The sequence below is a fragment of the Amycolatopsis sp. NPDC043889 genome, assembly GCF_056435645.1.
This window is the reverse complement of the sequence record NZ_JBWKEC010000015.1, coordinates 1-13,566: the sequence shown is the minus strand read 5'-3', so window position 1 is coordinate 13,566 and position 13,566 is coordinate 1. Positions and strand designations below refer to the sequence as shown.

At 69.6% G+C, this 13,566-nt stretch carries 15 protein-coding genes; 7 read left to right on the top strand and 8 right to left on the bottom strand.

The features are described 5' to 3' along the window. Nucleotides 1–2: 2 nt before the first annotated feature. From AC0685_RS25265 to AC0685_RS25250, 4 genes are all read right to left on the bottom strand, one after another. Nucleotides 3–209: a hypothetical protein gene (locus tag AC0685_RS25265; RefSeq protein WP_478227782.1), complete on the bottom strand. Its 207-nt coding sequence runs from the start codon at nt 207–209 to the stop codon at nt 3–5. 15 nt (nt 210–224) lie between these two features. Continuing rightward, nucleotides 225–1,247 carry a YhjD/YihY/BrkB family envelope integrity protein gene (locus AC0685_RS25260; protein WP_478227781.1) on the bottom strand — a complete coding sequence of 341 codons (1,023 nt, stop codon included), beginning with the start codon at nt 1,245–1,247 and terminating at the stop codon, nt 225–227. 223 nt (nt 1,248–1,470) lie between these two features. Further along, nucleotides 1,471–2,259, bottom strand: a complete 789-nt coding sequence (locus tag AC0685_RS25255) for a transglutaminase-like domain-containing protein (RefSeq protein ID WP_478227780.1) — start codon at nt 2,257–2,259, stop codon at nt 1,471–1,473. Between the two features lie 41 nt (nt 2,260–2,300). Beyond that, on the bottom strand, nt 2,301–3,527 hold the full coding sequence (locus AC0685_RS25250) for a cytochrome P450 (RefSeq protein ID WP_478227779.1): 1,227 nt from the start codon (nt 3,525–3,527) through the stop codon (nt 2,301–2,303). Between the two features lie 243 nt (nt 3,528–3,770). Here AC0685_RS25250 and AC0685_RS25245 point away from each other — a divergent pair, with 243 nt between their 5' ends. Beyond that, nucleotides 3,771–4,934 carry a steroid 3-ketoacyl-CoA thiolase gene (locus AC0685_RS25245; protein ID WP_478227778.1) on the top strand — a complete coding sequence of 388 codons (1,164 nt, stop codon included), beginning with the start codon at nt 3,771–3,773 and terminating at the stop codon, nt 4,932–4,934. On the opposite strand, the gene AC0685_RS25240 is transcribed toward AC0685_RS25245, so the two are convergent. Then, nucleotides 4,931–5,416, bottom strand: coding sequence for a pyridoxamine 5'-phosphate oxidase family protein (locus tag AC0685_RS25240; protein ID WP_478227777.1), 486 nt, complete (start codon nt 5,414–5,416; stop codon nt 4,931–4,933). The two genes, AC0685_RS25245 and AC0685_RS25240, sit on opposite strands and share 4 nt — an antisense overlap. A gap of 40 nt (nt 5,417–5,456) precedes the next feature. Continuing rightward, a complete protein-coding gene (locus AC0685_RS25235; RefSeq protein WP_478227776.1) occupies nt 5,457–6,302 on the bottom strand; it encodes an SCO6745 family protein in 846 nt (281 codons plus the stop codon). Between the two features lie 63 nt (nt 6,303–6,365). Here AC0685_RS25235 and AC0685_RS25230 point away from each other — a divergent pair, with 63 nt between their 5' ends. Further along, nucleotides 6,366–7,235, top strand: coding sequence for a GNAT family N-acetyltransferase (locus tag AC0685_RS25230; RefSeq protein WP_478227775.1), 870 nt, complete (start codon nt 6,366–6,368; stop codon nt 7,233–7,235). Between the two features lie 146 nt (nt 7,236–7,381). Here AC0685_RS25230 and AC0685_RS25225 read toward each other — a convergent pair whose 3' ends face one another. Both AC0685_RS25225 and AC0685_RS25220 read right to left on the bottom strand, forming a co-directional pair. Further along, entirely contained in the window at nt 7,382–8,287 is a 906-nt protein-coding gene (locus tag AC0685_RS25225) for an SDR family oxidoreductase (protein ID WP_478227774.1), read from the bottom strand. Continuing rightward, the gene (locus AC0685_RS25220) at nt 8,284–9,081 is read right to left on the bottom strand and encodes an SDR family oxidoreductase (protein ID WP_478227773.1); all 798 of its coding nucleotides are present in this window, start codon (nt 9,079–9,081) and stop codon (nt 8,284–8,286) included. The genes AC0685_RS25225 and AC0685_RS25220 overlap by 4 nt, the downstream gene beginning before the upstream one ends. Nucleotides 9,082–9,172: 91 nt before the next feature. Between AC0685_RS25220 and AC0685_RS25215 the strand changes: the two genes are divergently transcribed. From AC0685_RS25215 to AC0685_RS25195, 5 genes are read left to right on the top strand one after another with little or no spacing between them, the layout of a single operon-like run. Continuing rightward, nucleotides 9,173–9,922, top strand: a complete 750-nt coding sequence (locus AC0685_RS25215) for an enoyl-CoA hydratase family protein (RefSeq protein ID WP_478227772.1) — start codon at nt 9,173–9,175, stop codon at nt 9,920–9,922. Then, nucleotides 9,922–10,782: a CoA transferase subunit A gene (locus tag AC0685_RS25210; protein WP_478227771.1), complete on the top strand. Its 861-nt coding sequence runs from the start codon at nt 9,922–9,924 to the stop codon at nt 10,780–10,782. The genes AC0685_RS25215 and AC0685_RS25210 overlap by 1 nt, the downstream gene beginning before the upstream one ends. After that, nucleotides 10,779–11,504: a CoA-transferase subunit beta gene (locus AC0685_RS25205; RefSeq protein ID WP_478227770.1), complete on the top strand. Its 726-nt coding sequence runs from the start codon at nt 10,779–10,781 to the stop codon at nt 11,502–11,504. Before AC0685_RS25210 ends, AC0685_RS25205 begins: the two co-directional genes overlap by 4 nt. Next, nucleotides 11,501–12,547, top strand: a complete 1,047-nt coding sequence (locus AC0685_RS25200; RefSeq protein ID WP_478227769.1) for an NAD(P)H-dependent flavin oxidoreductase — start codon at nt 11,501–11,503, stop codon at nt 12,545–12,547. Before AC0685_RS25205 ends, AC0685_RS25200 begins: the two co-directional genes overlap by 4 nt. Nucleotides 12,548–12,578: 31 nt before the next feature. Continuing rightward, nucleotides 12,579–13,370, top strand: a complete 792-nt coding sequence (locus AC0685_RS25195) for an alpha/beta fold hydrolase (protein WP_478227768.1) — start codon at nt 12,579–12,581, stop codon at nt 13,368–13,370. Nucleotides 13,371–13,566: the final 196 nt, after the last annotated feature.

Genomic DNA, 13,566 nt, shown 5'->3' with positions numbered 1-13,566 from the left:
ATTCAGCCGCGTTTGGCTTCCTCGACCTTCCCTCGCCGGGTGTACAGGCGGATTCTGTTCGGCCGGTAGTCCAGTGTCACGGCTCCGTGTCCTTCCAGGTCGACGACCTGAACCTCGAAGCCGTCGGCCTCACATCGCGAGCGCGCCTCGTCCGCCCGGGAACCCACGAGTTCGGTCAGCGTGAACGACGGTGCTCGATCACCGGACATCGCCTTCTCCTTTGGTCAGGGGCGCCGGCGCGGCCGGAGGCGTTGCGCGGCCAGGGTCGCGACCACCCCGGTCACCGCGCCCACCAGCATCGGCTTGAGACCATGCCGATCGGGCTGGGCCACCACCGGCCGGACCACCACGGGAGGTGGCGGCCGGACCGGGTCCGGCGGCGCGTCCCGCGCGGTCGCCGTCCAGGCCGTGACGAACACCAGCATACGAGCCACCAGCGAGATGAAGAAGATCAGACCGATGATGGAGCCGAACGCGACCCCGGTCGGCGAGTTCCCGATCAAGCGCAGGTAGATCCCACCGGCCTGCTTCAGCAGTTCGAAACCCAGTGCCAGCGCGACGGCACCGCGCATCGCGCTACGGACCCCGACCGGTTTCCGCGGCAGCCGGGTGAGCACCCAGAGGAAGACGAGCCAGTTGGCCAGCAGCGCCAACGGAATCGAGATCGCCGACAGCACGTTGTGCCCCCAGGCGGTGTCGTCCACCCCAGCCAGCCCCAGCAGATACCGGCCGAGCGCCGACCCGGAAATGGTGATGGCGAACGAGACCAGCAGCGCGCTGGCGAGGCCGAGCAGCGCGAGCAGGTCCGCGGCGATCGTGCGCAGCAGCGGGAGATCCGACCGGTTCTGACCCCACATCGCGGTCAGCGCGTCGCGTAGCGAGTTCATCCAGTTCCAGCCGGAGTACAACCCGATGATCAGACCGATGACCCCGACGCTGGTGCGCTGCTCCACGAACCCGGTGAGCAGCTCCCCGGCCTTGTCACCGAGTCCCCCGGGCAGGGTGCCGGTGATCGCGCCCAGCATCGACTCGAGCAGCTGCGGCTGGCTCGCCAGCACGAAACCGGCCACCGACACCGCGACCATGAGGATGGGCACCAGCGAGAACAGGCTGAAGTAGGTGATCGACGCGACGTAGTGGTAACCGGCGTACTCGATGTAGCGGTTCACCGCCCGGGCCACGTGGTCCAGCCAGCGGTAGCGGGCACGCAGCCGCTGCCATTTCGTCGGTGCTTGCTTCTCCCTCACACGCCCATGTCTACCTCAGAGCCTGTTGGCGGAGCTGAAGGCTCACCTCAAAAGCGGCCGAACGCGTGAACCCGCCCCGGCCGAAGGCCCCGCTATCGCGGTGGCAGGGCACCCGTTCACCCATCGTGACGTGACCACCCAGCCGTGCCCTGCCGACGTCGATCGCGGACGCGGGTTCACCACCAGACACTCAGCGAGGTCACGGCTCGTGGTCAACACGCGATCAAGCGAGCGCGATCAGCTCCGAGCCGTCGTCCTCCGGCAGCGACGGGCCCGCGGTCGCCAGCACGGTGTTGCCGAGAAAGTCCAGCTCACAGCCGAGGGTGGAGAGGAACGCGGTGTCGGCGGCGTCCCGCCCGGTCGCGATCCGGCACAGGCTCTGCCTCGGCGCGAGGCCGGTGGCGTCGAACACGTACCAGCGGCCGTCGATCGCGGCCTCGAACACGGCGTGGAAGTCCATTGGGGACAGTCCGGGCGCGTAGACCGCCGCGAACCGGGCGGGGATGTCGAGCACGCGGCACAGCGAGATGCAGACGTGCGCGTAGTCGCGGCAAACCCCTTCCCCGGCGAGGTAGGTGTCGACGGCGTCATCGGTCGGCGAGCCAGAACCGACCACATAGGACAGGTGCTCGCGCACATGCCGGACGATCGCCTCCACCTTGGCGCGCGCGCCGGGCAAACCACCGAAGCGGGACAACGCGAGCCCGCCCATCCGGTCCGAGGGGCAGTACCGGCTGGGCCTGGTGTAGCGGATCAGATCGTCTTGGCCGACCGGCTCGGCGTCGGCCGGATCGAGTGCGCGTTCGGCCCGGTATCGCACGACGTGCTCCCCGGACGGCAGGTCGACGACCTGAGCACGGGTCCGGTGTTCGAACGCCACCTGGCGCGGCGGCGCGGGGTAGGCGAACTCCTCATGAGCGGCCCCGCCCGCGAGCGCGACCACGAACGCGGCGGGGCCGGATTTCGTGACCCGGAAGGACATTTCGACATCGACCTGAACGTGGGGACCCATGGCCCCATGGTGCCCCACGGGGTCGCGTCCGGCCGATCAGGTCAGGCGTAGCGGACCTGGTAGTGCTTGATCCCGTTGAGCCAGCTCGACCGGAGCCGGTCCGGCGGGGAGACTTCGGCGATGTCCGGCATGACATCGGCGATGGCGTTGAAGATCAGGTCGATCTCCAGCCGCGCGAGGTTGGCGCCGATGCAGTAGTGCGAACCCGTGCCGCCGAAGCCGACGTGCGGGTTGTCCTCGCGGAGGATGTCGAACTTCTCCGGCTCGTCGAAATGGTCCGGGTCGAAGTTCGCGGAACTGTAGAACATCCCGACCCGGTCGCCCTTGCGGATGTGCTGCCCGCCGAGTTCGGTGTCCCGGGTCGCGGTGCGCTGGAAGGCGACCACCGGGGTGGCCCAGCGGACGATCTCGTCCGGGGCGGTCTTCGGCCGCTCCTTCTTGTACAGCTCCCATTGATCGGGGTGATCGAGGAACGCCTTCATCCCGTGGGTGATCGCGTTGCGCGTGGTCTCGTTGCCCGCGACGGCGAGCAGGATGACGAAGAACCCGAACTCGTCAGAGGCCAGCGACTCGCCGTCGACGTCGGCCTGCACCAGCTTCGTGACGATGTCGTCCATCGGGCACTTGCGCCGTTCTTCGGCCATGTTCCAGGCGTAACCGACGATCTCCGCGGACGCGGCCAGCGGTTCGACTTCGTACTCGGGGTCGTCGTAGGCGACCATCTGGTTGGACCAGTCGAAGACCTTGAGCCGGTCTTCCTGCGGGATGCCGATCAGTTCGGCGATGGCCTGCAAGGGAAGTTCGCACGCGACGTCGACGACGAAATCGCCGGAGCCCTTCTTCTTGGCCTCGCCGACGATGCGCTCCGCGCGATCACGCAGGGTGTCCTCGAGCTTCGCGATCGACCTCGGCGTGAAGCCCTTCGACACGATCCGCCGCAGCTTCGTGTGCTGCGGGGCGTCCATGTTGAGCAGGACCAGACGGTTGGCTTCGAGACTGTCGTCGGTCATGTTCTCGTCGAACCGGATGATCGCGGTCTTCTCCCGGGAGGAGAACAGCTCGCTGTCCCTCGACACCGCCTTGACGTCTTCGAGCCGGCTGACCACCCAATAGCCGTCGTCGCGGAAGCCCGCGGTGTTGTGCGGCTGCGGGTTCCACCAGACCGGTGCCGTGCGGCGGAGTTCGGCGAACTCCTCCAGAGGCAGTCTGGTGGCGTAAAGATCCGGATCGGTGAAATCGAAACCGGCGGGGATCAGGGGAGCGGCCACGGGCTACCTCCTACGCGGTTCGCCAATGAAACACGTTCTAGAGCCGATTGAAGCATACGGCGTTTACCAAGTGAAGAGTTTCAGTGAAACCTGTTAACTCGGCTGCCGCGGATCGCGCGACCGCAGCATGGAGCAGGAACGGCGACCAGTGATCAAAATCGAGACGATCCTGCGGCGACTTGCCCAAATCAAGAACGTGTTCTACTTTTTGAGGCAGTGAACGGTGTTTCCCAGGAGGCGAACGTGGGTAGTCCGGTGATCGTCGAGGCGGTCCGCACCCCTATCGGCAAGCGCAGGGGTCACCTCGCGGGGCTGCACGCCGCCGAGATCCTCGGCGCGGCACAGCGCGCCCTGCTCGAACGCGCGGGACTGGATCCCGCGCTGGTCGAGCAGGCGATCGGCGGCGCCGTGACCCAGGCCGGCGAGCAGGCGGGCAACGTCACGCGCACCGCGTGGCTGCACGCCGGGCTTCCCGAGACCACGGGCGCGACCACCATCGACGCCCAGTGCGGCTCGGCGCAGCAGGCGACGCACCTGATCGCCGGGCTCATCGCGGCCGGTGCCATCGACGCCGGCGTCTCCTGCGGAGTCGAGGCGATGAGCCGCGTCCCGCTGGGCGCGAACCGCGGTGAGGGCATCGGTACGCCCCGTCCGGAATCGTGGTCGATCGACATGCCCAACCAGTACGGCGCGGCCGAGCGGATCGCGGAACGCCGCGGGATCACCCGCCACGACGTCGACCGGTTCGGCACCGAGTCCCAGGCCAAGGCCGCCGCCGCGTGGGCCGCGGGCCATTTCGACCGCGAGGTCGTCGCGGTGAAGGCCCCCGTGCTCGGCGAAGACGGCGCGCCGACCGGCGAGACACGGCTGGTGTCCCGCGACCAAGGACTCCGTGAGACGACCGTCGAAGGCCTCGCCAGGCTCAAGCCCGTCCTCGAAGGCGGCGTGCACACGGCCGGGACTTCGTCGCAGATCTCCGACGGCGCGGCCGCGCTCCTCCTGATGGACTCGGACCGGGCCAAGGCACTGGGCCTCAAGCCGCGAGCGCGGATCGTCTCGCAGGCGTTGGTCGGCGCGGAACCGTACTACCACCTCGACGGCCCTGTGCAGGCGACCGAACGTGTCCTGGCCAAGGCGGGGATGTCGATCGGCGACCTCGACCTCTTCGAAGTCAACGAGGCGTTCGCTTCGGTTGTGTTGTCGTGGCAGCGGGTGCACCGGCCCGACGAGGACAAGGTCAACGTGAACGGTGGCGCGATCGCGCTCGGGCATCCCGTCGGCAGCACCGGCGCCCGCCTGCTGACCACGGCGTTGCACGAACTGGAACGCCGGGACGCGAGCACCGCGCTGGTGACGATGTGCGCCGGCGGCGCGCTTTCCGCCGGCACGATCATCGAACGGATCTAGCCCAAGCCGACCTCGACCACCGGACCGTTGTCCGGCCTCGCGAGCCGTTTGCTCCCCTGACCCTCCTTCCAGAAGTCGAAATAGACGGTGTCGCCCTCGACCCAGGTCAGCACCGCCTCGGTGAGGTCGAGCCGGAAGACGTGCGCCTCCCCGTCATCGCCCTGCAGGCGGGCGACCTCCGCCGGATCGGTGATCTCGACGGCCTTTCCCGACACCTTCGCGTCCGCGCCGCCCTCGTCGATCGCCGAGGCGGCGTGGATCGCGAACCTGCCGTCGCGCTGCAGGTCTTTCGCCTTCATCGCGCCGATCAACGAACCGATCAGCAGGTCCCGCTCACGGAAATCGACCTCACTGCCGCTGACCCGGGGCGAGCCGTCCCGCCGGACCGTCGCCAGCACATGCGACTTCGCCGCGGTGAACCGCTCTTTGATCTTCCCCGCCAGCGCGGGTGCCTCTTCACTGAACTGCTGCCACGTCGCCATGCGGAACAGCGTCCCACCGGGGTCCGACACTTTCGAGCGATCAGGGCCGCGGCGCCCCCATCGGGTTCGGCAGCGGAATCGCCCCGGCGTCGAAGATGCGGCGGCTCAGCGGGACGGCGATCCGCACGGTTCCGGCGACCCCGTCGTCGCCGAGTGCTTCGAGCGGGCCGGCGGCGAGACGGTCGGTCTCGTCCTCGATCCGTTGGCGCAGCGCGATTCCCAGGCCGGTGAGCCTCAGGTCGCTGTCGAGGATGCCCCGTTCGGACAACCGCGCGACGCTCTCGTCCCACTCGTCGTCGGACCAGCCGCGGTTGATCTGGACGACCTCGCGGGTCACCGCTCCGCTGCCGATATGGGTCAGCGTGGTGTCGAGCCCGCGCAGCCCGGCGGCGACAGCGGAGAGCACATGACCGTCCCCGCGATGCTCGCGCAACACTGTCGCCGCGAGCCACACCCGGCCGGCCGCCGTGGCGGGCCTGGTGACCGAGGACCAGCCCGCGGCCAGCGGCCTGGCCGCGTAGTCGGCACCGGCGACGGCCTTTTCCAGGAGGTCGGCGAGCTCAGCGAAAGGCGCGTCGGCGGGCAAGATCCGGTTCAGGGCTTCCTCGACGGCGTCCATCCGGCTCCGGAGCACGGCCGCGGGCTCCGCGTATTTCCACGCGTCGGGCAAGGACCGCGCGACCATTCTCGGGGCGAACCCGAAGAGCATCGCGGTCGCGGGCGGTTCCGGCAGCGGCCCGAGCGGCGCGACCCGGCCGGCGAAGTAGCCCATCCACCAGCTCGGCAGGCCCACCGCTTTGGCCGCGGCCGCCGTTTCCGGGGCGAAGTAGACGACGGCGTGCAGCGGCTCGACCGCTTCCCAGAGACGGCGCTGAAGTGACTTCACGGCTCCATCTTGCCGTGGCGAAAACCGGATGCGGCCGAGCGCGGCGTGGTGTGTGATCACGGCATGGCGATCACCGTGGAGAAGCCGGGACCCGACGGACTGCCCGAGGCCGTGGACGCGCTGCGGGAGTGGCAAGCCGAGGGCGTGGCCTGGCAGCTGCATCCCGGTGACCTCGGCTGGTTCTGGCGCTCGGGGGCGGAGGCGACGGCCGCGGCGGTCCGGATCTGGCGCCGGGACGGGCGGATTCTCGCCGTCGGGCTCCTGGACGGGGCCGATCTGCTGCGCCTGACGACCGCACCCGGCGTCCGCCGGGACGAAGACCTGGCGCGGCGGATGGCCGAAGACATCGTCGCGCCGGAACGCGGTGTGCTGCCGGTGGGGAAGGTGGCCGTCGAGGCCCCGATGGACGCGCTGCTCCAGGACGTCCTGCCCGAGCACGGCTGGCGCGCCGACGAACCGTGGACCCCGCTGCGCCGCGATCTCACCGAACCGGTGAAGGCCCCGGACCTGCGGATCGAGACCATCGGGCCGGACGAGTGCCACGTATGGGCCGACGTGATGCGAGGGGCGTTCGACGGTTCGAAGTTCACCCCCGAGAAGTGGCGCACGATGGCGGCGAGTGCGCCGTACGCCGATGGCCGGTGCCTGGTCGGGTACGACGAGCGGGGCGACGCCGTCGCGGCGGTCGCGGTGTGGTCGGCAGGCCCGGGTAAGCCCGGGATACTCGAGCCGATGGGCGTGCACCGGGACCATCGCGGGCACGGTCATGGCAGGGCGATCACCGTCGCCGCGGCGGCCGCGCTCCGGGAGCTCGGCTCGTCGAGCGCGGGCGTGAACACGCCGAGTTCCAACGTCGCCGCCGTCGCGACGTACGAATCGGGTGGGTTCCAGCGGCTTCCCGAGGTCCGGGACCTGGCACGGGACGCCTCGTGAGCGGCAAGGACGGTTGAGACTGTCCGTGAAGGCCTCCTTGCCTACCCTCAGGGTTGGTAAGGAGGCCTTCACTAACTGCCGACCGGGTCTTAGGCACCAGCGGCGGTTAGAACGGTCTTTACCACTCACGAGACAGGACCGAAACCCTAAGCCCCGTAAACGGGTTCAGGCACCGGAGCCTCCGCCAGCAGCTCCGCCACCACCGGGCCGAGTTCACCCGGCGACCACCGGGAACCCTTGTCCCGTACCGCGCCGTGCCGCCAGCCCTGCGCGATCGAGACGCGTCCGCCGTCGACCTCGAACACCCGGCCGGTGACCCCGGACGATTCCTCGCTGCCGAGCCACACCACCAGCGGCGACACGTTTTCCGGTGCCATGGCGTCGAAACCGTCCTCCGGCGCGGCCATGTCGTCGGCGAAGGCGACTTCGGTCATCCGGGTGCGGGCGGCCGGGGCGATCGCGTTCACGGTGACGCCGTAGCGCGCGAATTCGGTGGCGGCGACCAGCGTGAGCCCCAGGATCCCGGACTTCGCGGCCGCGTAGTTCCCCTGTCCGACGCTGCCGAGCAGACCCGCGCCCGAACTGGTGTTGATCACCCGTGCGGCCCGCGTCCGGCGTGCCTTCGCCTCGGCTCGCCAGTACTCGGCGGCGTGCCGCGTCGGCGCGAAATGCCCTTTCAGGTGGACGCGGATGACCGCGTCCCATTCGTCCTCGCCGAGGTTCACCAGCATCCGGTCGCGCAGGAAACCCGCGTTGTTGACCAGGACGTCCAGCCCGCCGAAGGTTTCGACAGCCGTCCGCACCAGCGCCGCGGCGCCGTCCCACGAGGCGATGTCGTCGGTGTTCGCGACCGCTTTGCCGCCGAGCGCCTCGATCTCGTCGACGACGTCCTGCGCCGGCCCGGCCGATCCTCCGCTTCCGTCGATCCCGGCGCCGAGGTCGTTCACCACCACCCGCGCGCCCTCGGCGGCGAACGCGAGCGCGTGCGCCCGCCCGATGCCGCGACCGGCTCCGGTCACCACCACGATCCGGCCGTCGGCGATCCCGCTCACACCGGCTCCTTTCGTTCTTTCACCAGGGAATTGGAAGCGGCGAGGAAGGCAGGCACCTCTCCCCCGCCGTGTACGGTCAGGCAGGCGCCGCTGACGTAGGAAGCCAGCGAAGAAGCAAGGAACACCGCGCAGGAACCGATCTCGTCCGGGTCGGCCAACCGTCCTAACGGGACAGTCGCGCCCACCGCGGCGAGACCCGCCTCGTCGCCGTAGTGCAGATACGAGTGCTCCGTCCGCACCATGCCGACGTCGAGCCCGTTGACCCGCACCTTCGGCGCCCACTCGACGGCGAGCGACGCGGTCAGGTTGTCGAGTCCCGCTTTCGCCGCGCCGTAGGACGCCGTGCCCGGCGACGGTCTCGTCGCGCTGACGCTGCTGATGTTCACGATGACGCCGCCGCTTTCCTGCTGCTGCATGATCGCGTTCGCCGCACGGGCGACATTCAACGGTGCCAGCAGGTTCAGCGCGACGATCTTTTCGTGGAACCGCGGCGACGCGTTCGCCGCCTCGGCGTACGGCGCGCCGCCCGCGTTGTTGACCACGACGTCGAGCCCGCCGTGCCGCCGGACGACCTCTTCGACGAGCGCGTCGACCTCTTTCGGGTCGCGGACGTCGCAGGAGATGAACGTCGACGCCCTGTCCCCGGCGCGGACGGGCCGCTCGGGTTCGGTGCGCGCACAGGTGACCACTTCGGCTCCGGCGCGCAGAAAAGTCCTGGTGACACCGGCGCCGACGCCGCGTACCCCGCCGGTCACCAGCACCACGGCGCCGTCGAGCCGGAGTTCGAGTGCCATGCCGGGCCTCCTTCACGTCGCTGTACCCAGGCCGGACGTCCTGCTAACGTACCAAGCAAGTGCTAGGTTTGGTAGCGGCGAAGGGTGCACGATGGCCATTTCCACCCACTCACCGGAGCCCGGCATCGCCGTGGTCACGGTCGACGCGCCCCCGGTGAACGCGCTGAGAGTGAAGGGATGGTTCGCCCTCGCCTCCGCCGTCACCGAAGCCGGACGCGATCCGGCGACCCACGTGGTGGTGCTGCGCGCGGAGGGCCGCGGGTTCAACGCCGGGGTCGACATCAAGGAGATCCAGCGCGACCCGGGGTACGGCGCGCTGATCGGCGCGAACGAGGGCTGCGCGGCGGCGTTCTCCGCCGTGTACGACTGCGCCGTCCCGGTGATCGCCGCGGTGCAGGGCTTCTGCCTCGGCGGCGGGGTCGGCCTGGTCGGCAACGCGGACGTGGTGATCGCCAGTGAGGACGCGACCTTCGGGCTCCCGGAGGTCGATCGCGGCGCGCTGGGCGCGGCGACCCATCTCGCGCGTCTGGTCCCCCAGCATCTGATGCGGGCCTTGTACTACACGGCTTCGACGATCACCGCGGCTCAGTTGCACCACCACGGTTCGGTCTACGCCGTCGTCCCGCGAGAGGAACTCGACGAAACCGCGCTCGGCGTCGCGCGGCAGATCGCGGCGAAGGACACCCGCGTGATCCGCGCCGCGAAACAGGCCATCAACGGAATCGACGTCCAGCCCGTGCACCGCAGCTACCGCTTCGAGCAGGGATTCACCTTCGAACTCAACCTGGCGGGCGTCTCGGACGGCGCGCGCCAGGAGTTCTTGGACGGTAAGGGGAAGTGATGGCCGACAAGCGGATGACGCCGGACGAGATCGCCGCCGAACTGAAGGACGGCATGACGATCGGGATCGGCGGCTGGGGTTCGCGGCGCAAGCCCATGGCGCTGGTGCGCGCGATCCTGCGTTCTCCGGTCAAGGATCTCACCGTGGTCTCCTACGGCGGCCCGGACGTCGGCCTGCTGGCGTCGGCGGGCAAGATCAAGCATCTCGTCTTCGGCTTCGTCACGCTGGACTCGATCCCCTACGACCCGTGGTTCTCCCGGGCGCGGGAATCCGGGTCGATCACCGTCACGGAATACGACGAAGGCGTTTTCGGCACCGGGCTTTCCGCTGCCGCGCAACGGCTTCCATTCCTTCCGACGCGGGCGGGCCTCGGCTCCGGCGTGATGGATCTGAACCCGTCGTTGCGCACCGTCCGCTCGCCGTACGACGATGCCGAAGAGCTGCTGGCCGTGCCCGCGTTGAGGCTCGATGCGGCCTTTGTCCACCTCAACCGCGCCGACGCCCGGGGCAACGCGCAGTACCTCGGGCCCGATCCCTACTTCGACGAGCTGTTCGCCCTCGCCGCCGAAAAATGTTACGTGTCCACGGAAAAGATCGTGGAGACGGCCGAACTCACCGAAGCGGGGCCGGTGCAGAGCCTGCTGCTGAGCCGGATGCTCGTCACCGGGGTGGCCGAGACGCCGAACGGCGCGCATTTCACCACCGCCGTCCCGGACTACGGGCGCGACGAACGTTTCCAGCGTCACTACGCCGAAGCGGCCAAGGATCTCGACGCGTGGCCCGAATTCGTCGACAGGTTCCTGTCCGGCGACGAGGCGCACTACCAGAAGGCCGTCGCCGAATTCGGGGAGTCCGCATGAGTGACATCAGTCGTGCCGAAGTGGCCGTCGTGGCCTGTGCCGAACTGTTCCGCGGCGACGGCGAAATCGTGGTGAGCCCCATGGGTTTCATCCCGTCGCTGGGCGCCCGGCTCGCCAGGCTGACGTTCGAGCCGGACATCCTGCTGTCCGACGGCGAGGCGTACCTGATGACCCCGGACGCCGTCGTCGAAGGCTGGCAACCGTTCCGCAAGGTCCTCGACACCGTGGTACCGCGCGGAAAACGGCATGTGGTGATGGGTGCCAACCAGATCGACGGCGAGGGCAACCAGAACATCTCGGCGATCGGCGACCATTCCCAGCCCAAGAAACAACTTCTCGGCGTGCGCGGCGGACCGGGAAACACGGCCAACCACCGGACGAGTTACTGGGTCCCGCGGCACAGCAAGCGGGTCTTCGTCGATCAGGTCGACGTCGTGTCCGGCGTCGGCTACGCCAGGGCACGCGAGGCAGGGCTGCGGCACCACGACGTCCACCGCGTCGTCACCAACCTCGGCGTCCTCGATTTCGGCGGCGAAGACCACGCGCCAAGGCTGCTTTCCGTGCATCCGGGCGTTTCGGTGGACGAGGTCGTCGAGGCGACGTCGTTCCCGCTGATCACCGACGGAGTCACCGAGTCCCGGCTGCCGACCGAGACCGAACTGCTCCTGATCCGCACCAGCCTGGATCCGAAGTCTCTGCGGGACAAGGAAGTTCCGTCATGAAGACGGCACTGACCGAACTGGCCGGGATCCGGCACCCGATCGTGCAGACCGGGATGGGCTGGGTCGCCGGGCCGCGGCTGGTGTCCGCGACGGCGGAAGCGGGCGGCCTCGGCATCCTCGCGTCCGCGACGATGACCTACGACGAACTGGCGGCGGCGATTAAGGAGGTCAAGAGCCGCACGTCCGAACCGTTCGGGGTCAACCTCCGCGCGGACGCCGACGATGCCGCGCGCCGGGTCGAACTGCTCATCAGCGAAGAGGTTCGCGTCGCGTCCTTCGCGCTCGCGCCGAAGAAGGACATGATCGCGCGGCTCAAGGACAACGGCGTCCTCGTCGTGCCTTCGGTCGGCGCGGCCAGGCACGCGGAGAAGGTCGCGGGCTGGGGTGCCGACGCCGTCATCGTGCAGGGTGGTGAGGGCGGCGGGCACACCGGCGGGGTCGCGACGACGCTGCTGCTGCCGTCGGTGCTGGACGCGGTCGATATCCCAGTGGTCGCGGCCGGCGGCTTCTTCGACGGCCGGGGGCTGGCCGCCGCGCTCGCCTACGGGGCGGCTGGGGTCGCCATGGGCACCCGGTTCCTCCTGACGAGGGAAAGCACCGTCCCGGAGGAGATCAAGCAGGCGTACCTCGCCCATGATCTCAACGGCACCGTCGTCACCCGGAAGGTGGACGGGATGCCGCATCGCGTGCTCCGGACGGAACTGGTCGACGCGCTCGAGTCCGCCGGTCCGGTGAGCGGCCTCGCCCGCGCCGCCCGCAACGCCGCGAAGTTCCGGAAACTGACCGGGCTGTCGTGGCGCTCGCTGGCCACCGAGGGGCTGCGGATGAAACGCGGCGGCGACCGGACCTGGTCGCAGGTCCTGATGGCCGCCAACACGCCGATGCTGTTGCGAGCCGGGCTCGTCGAGGGCGATCGGAGCGCCGGGGTACTGGCGTCCGGGCAGGTCGTCGGCCTGCTCGGCGACCTGCCCGCGGTCGGCGACCTGATCGAGACGATCGTCGACGACGCAACCGGCATCCTGCGGCGGCTGGCCTCGGAGTGAAGGTCCGGGCACGCTGTGCTTGACTTCGGCCATGATCTCGGAGAGTCGTTGTCCGGTCGAGGACGGTGAGCTGTACGTCCGCAGCACCGGCGAAGGGCCGCTTCTGCTCCTGATCGCGGGCGGGCTGGGCTCGGCGGACACCTTCCGGGCGATGACGAAGCTGCTCGCGGACGACTACACCGTCGTCACCTACGACCGGCGCGGCCACTTCCGCAGCACGGACACCAGCACCGGCCCGGTCAGCGTGCCGAAGCAGGCCGACGACGCCCACGCGGTGCTCCAGCACGTCGGGGGTGCCCCCGCGAGCGTGTTCGGCACCAGCGCGGGCGCCATGATCGGTCTCGACCTCGTGGCCCGTTACCCGGACGCGGCGACCGTGCTGGTCGCGCACGAACCGCCGGCCATCCAGCTGCTGCCCGACGCGCTCGGCTGGCTCGACGAAGCCAACGCGCAGGTCCGGCTCGCGCAAGCGGGCGACCTGATGGGGGCGTTCAAGCGGTTCACCGACGGTATCGCCGGCGCCGCGCTGCCCGAACTGCGCGCGATCCGGCTGCCGAACGAGGAGGACTGGAAGCGGCTGTTCGGCCGCGAACTGGCCGAAATCCTCGACTACCTTCCCGATCTGCGGGCACTGCGGCGGAGCAGGACCGAGATCGTCCCCGTCGCCGGTGTCGGCAGCCGAGGGCACTACCACTACCAGCCCGCGAAGATCCTCGCGCTCGAACTGGGGTTGCCGTTCACGGAGATGCCCGGCGCGCATCTTGCGCCCCAGCGGAATCCCGCCCAGTTCACCGAAGCGCTGCGCGATCTGCTCGAGGCCTGAAGCGGCGGGGTCGGGGTGGTCGTGGGGGGGGGGTTGGGGTTTTCCCCCCACCCCCCCCCCCCCCCCCCCCCCCCCCACCCACCCCCCCCCCCCCCCACCCCCCCCCCCCCCCCCCTCCTTCCCCCCCCCCCCCCCCCCACCCACCAGCTCCGAGGCCGGTCCCCCGTCGGCGCCGTCCTTTTCGCTATCGCAAACG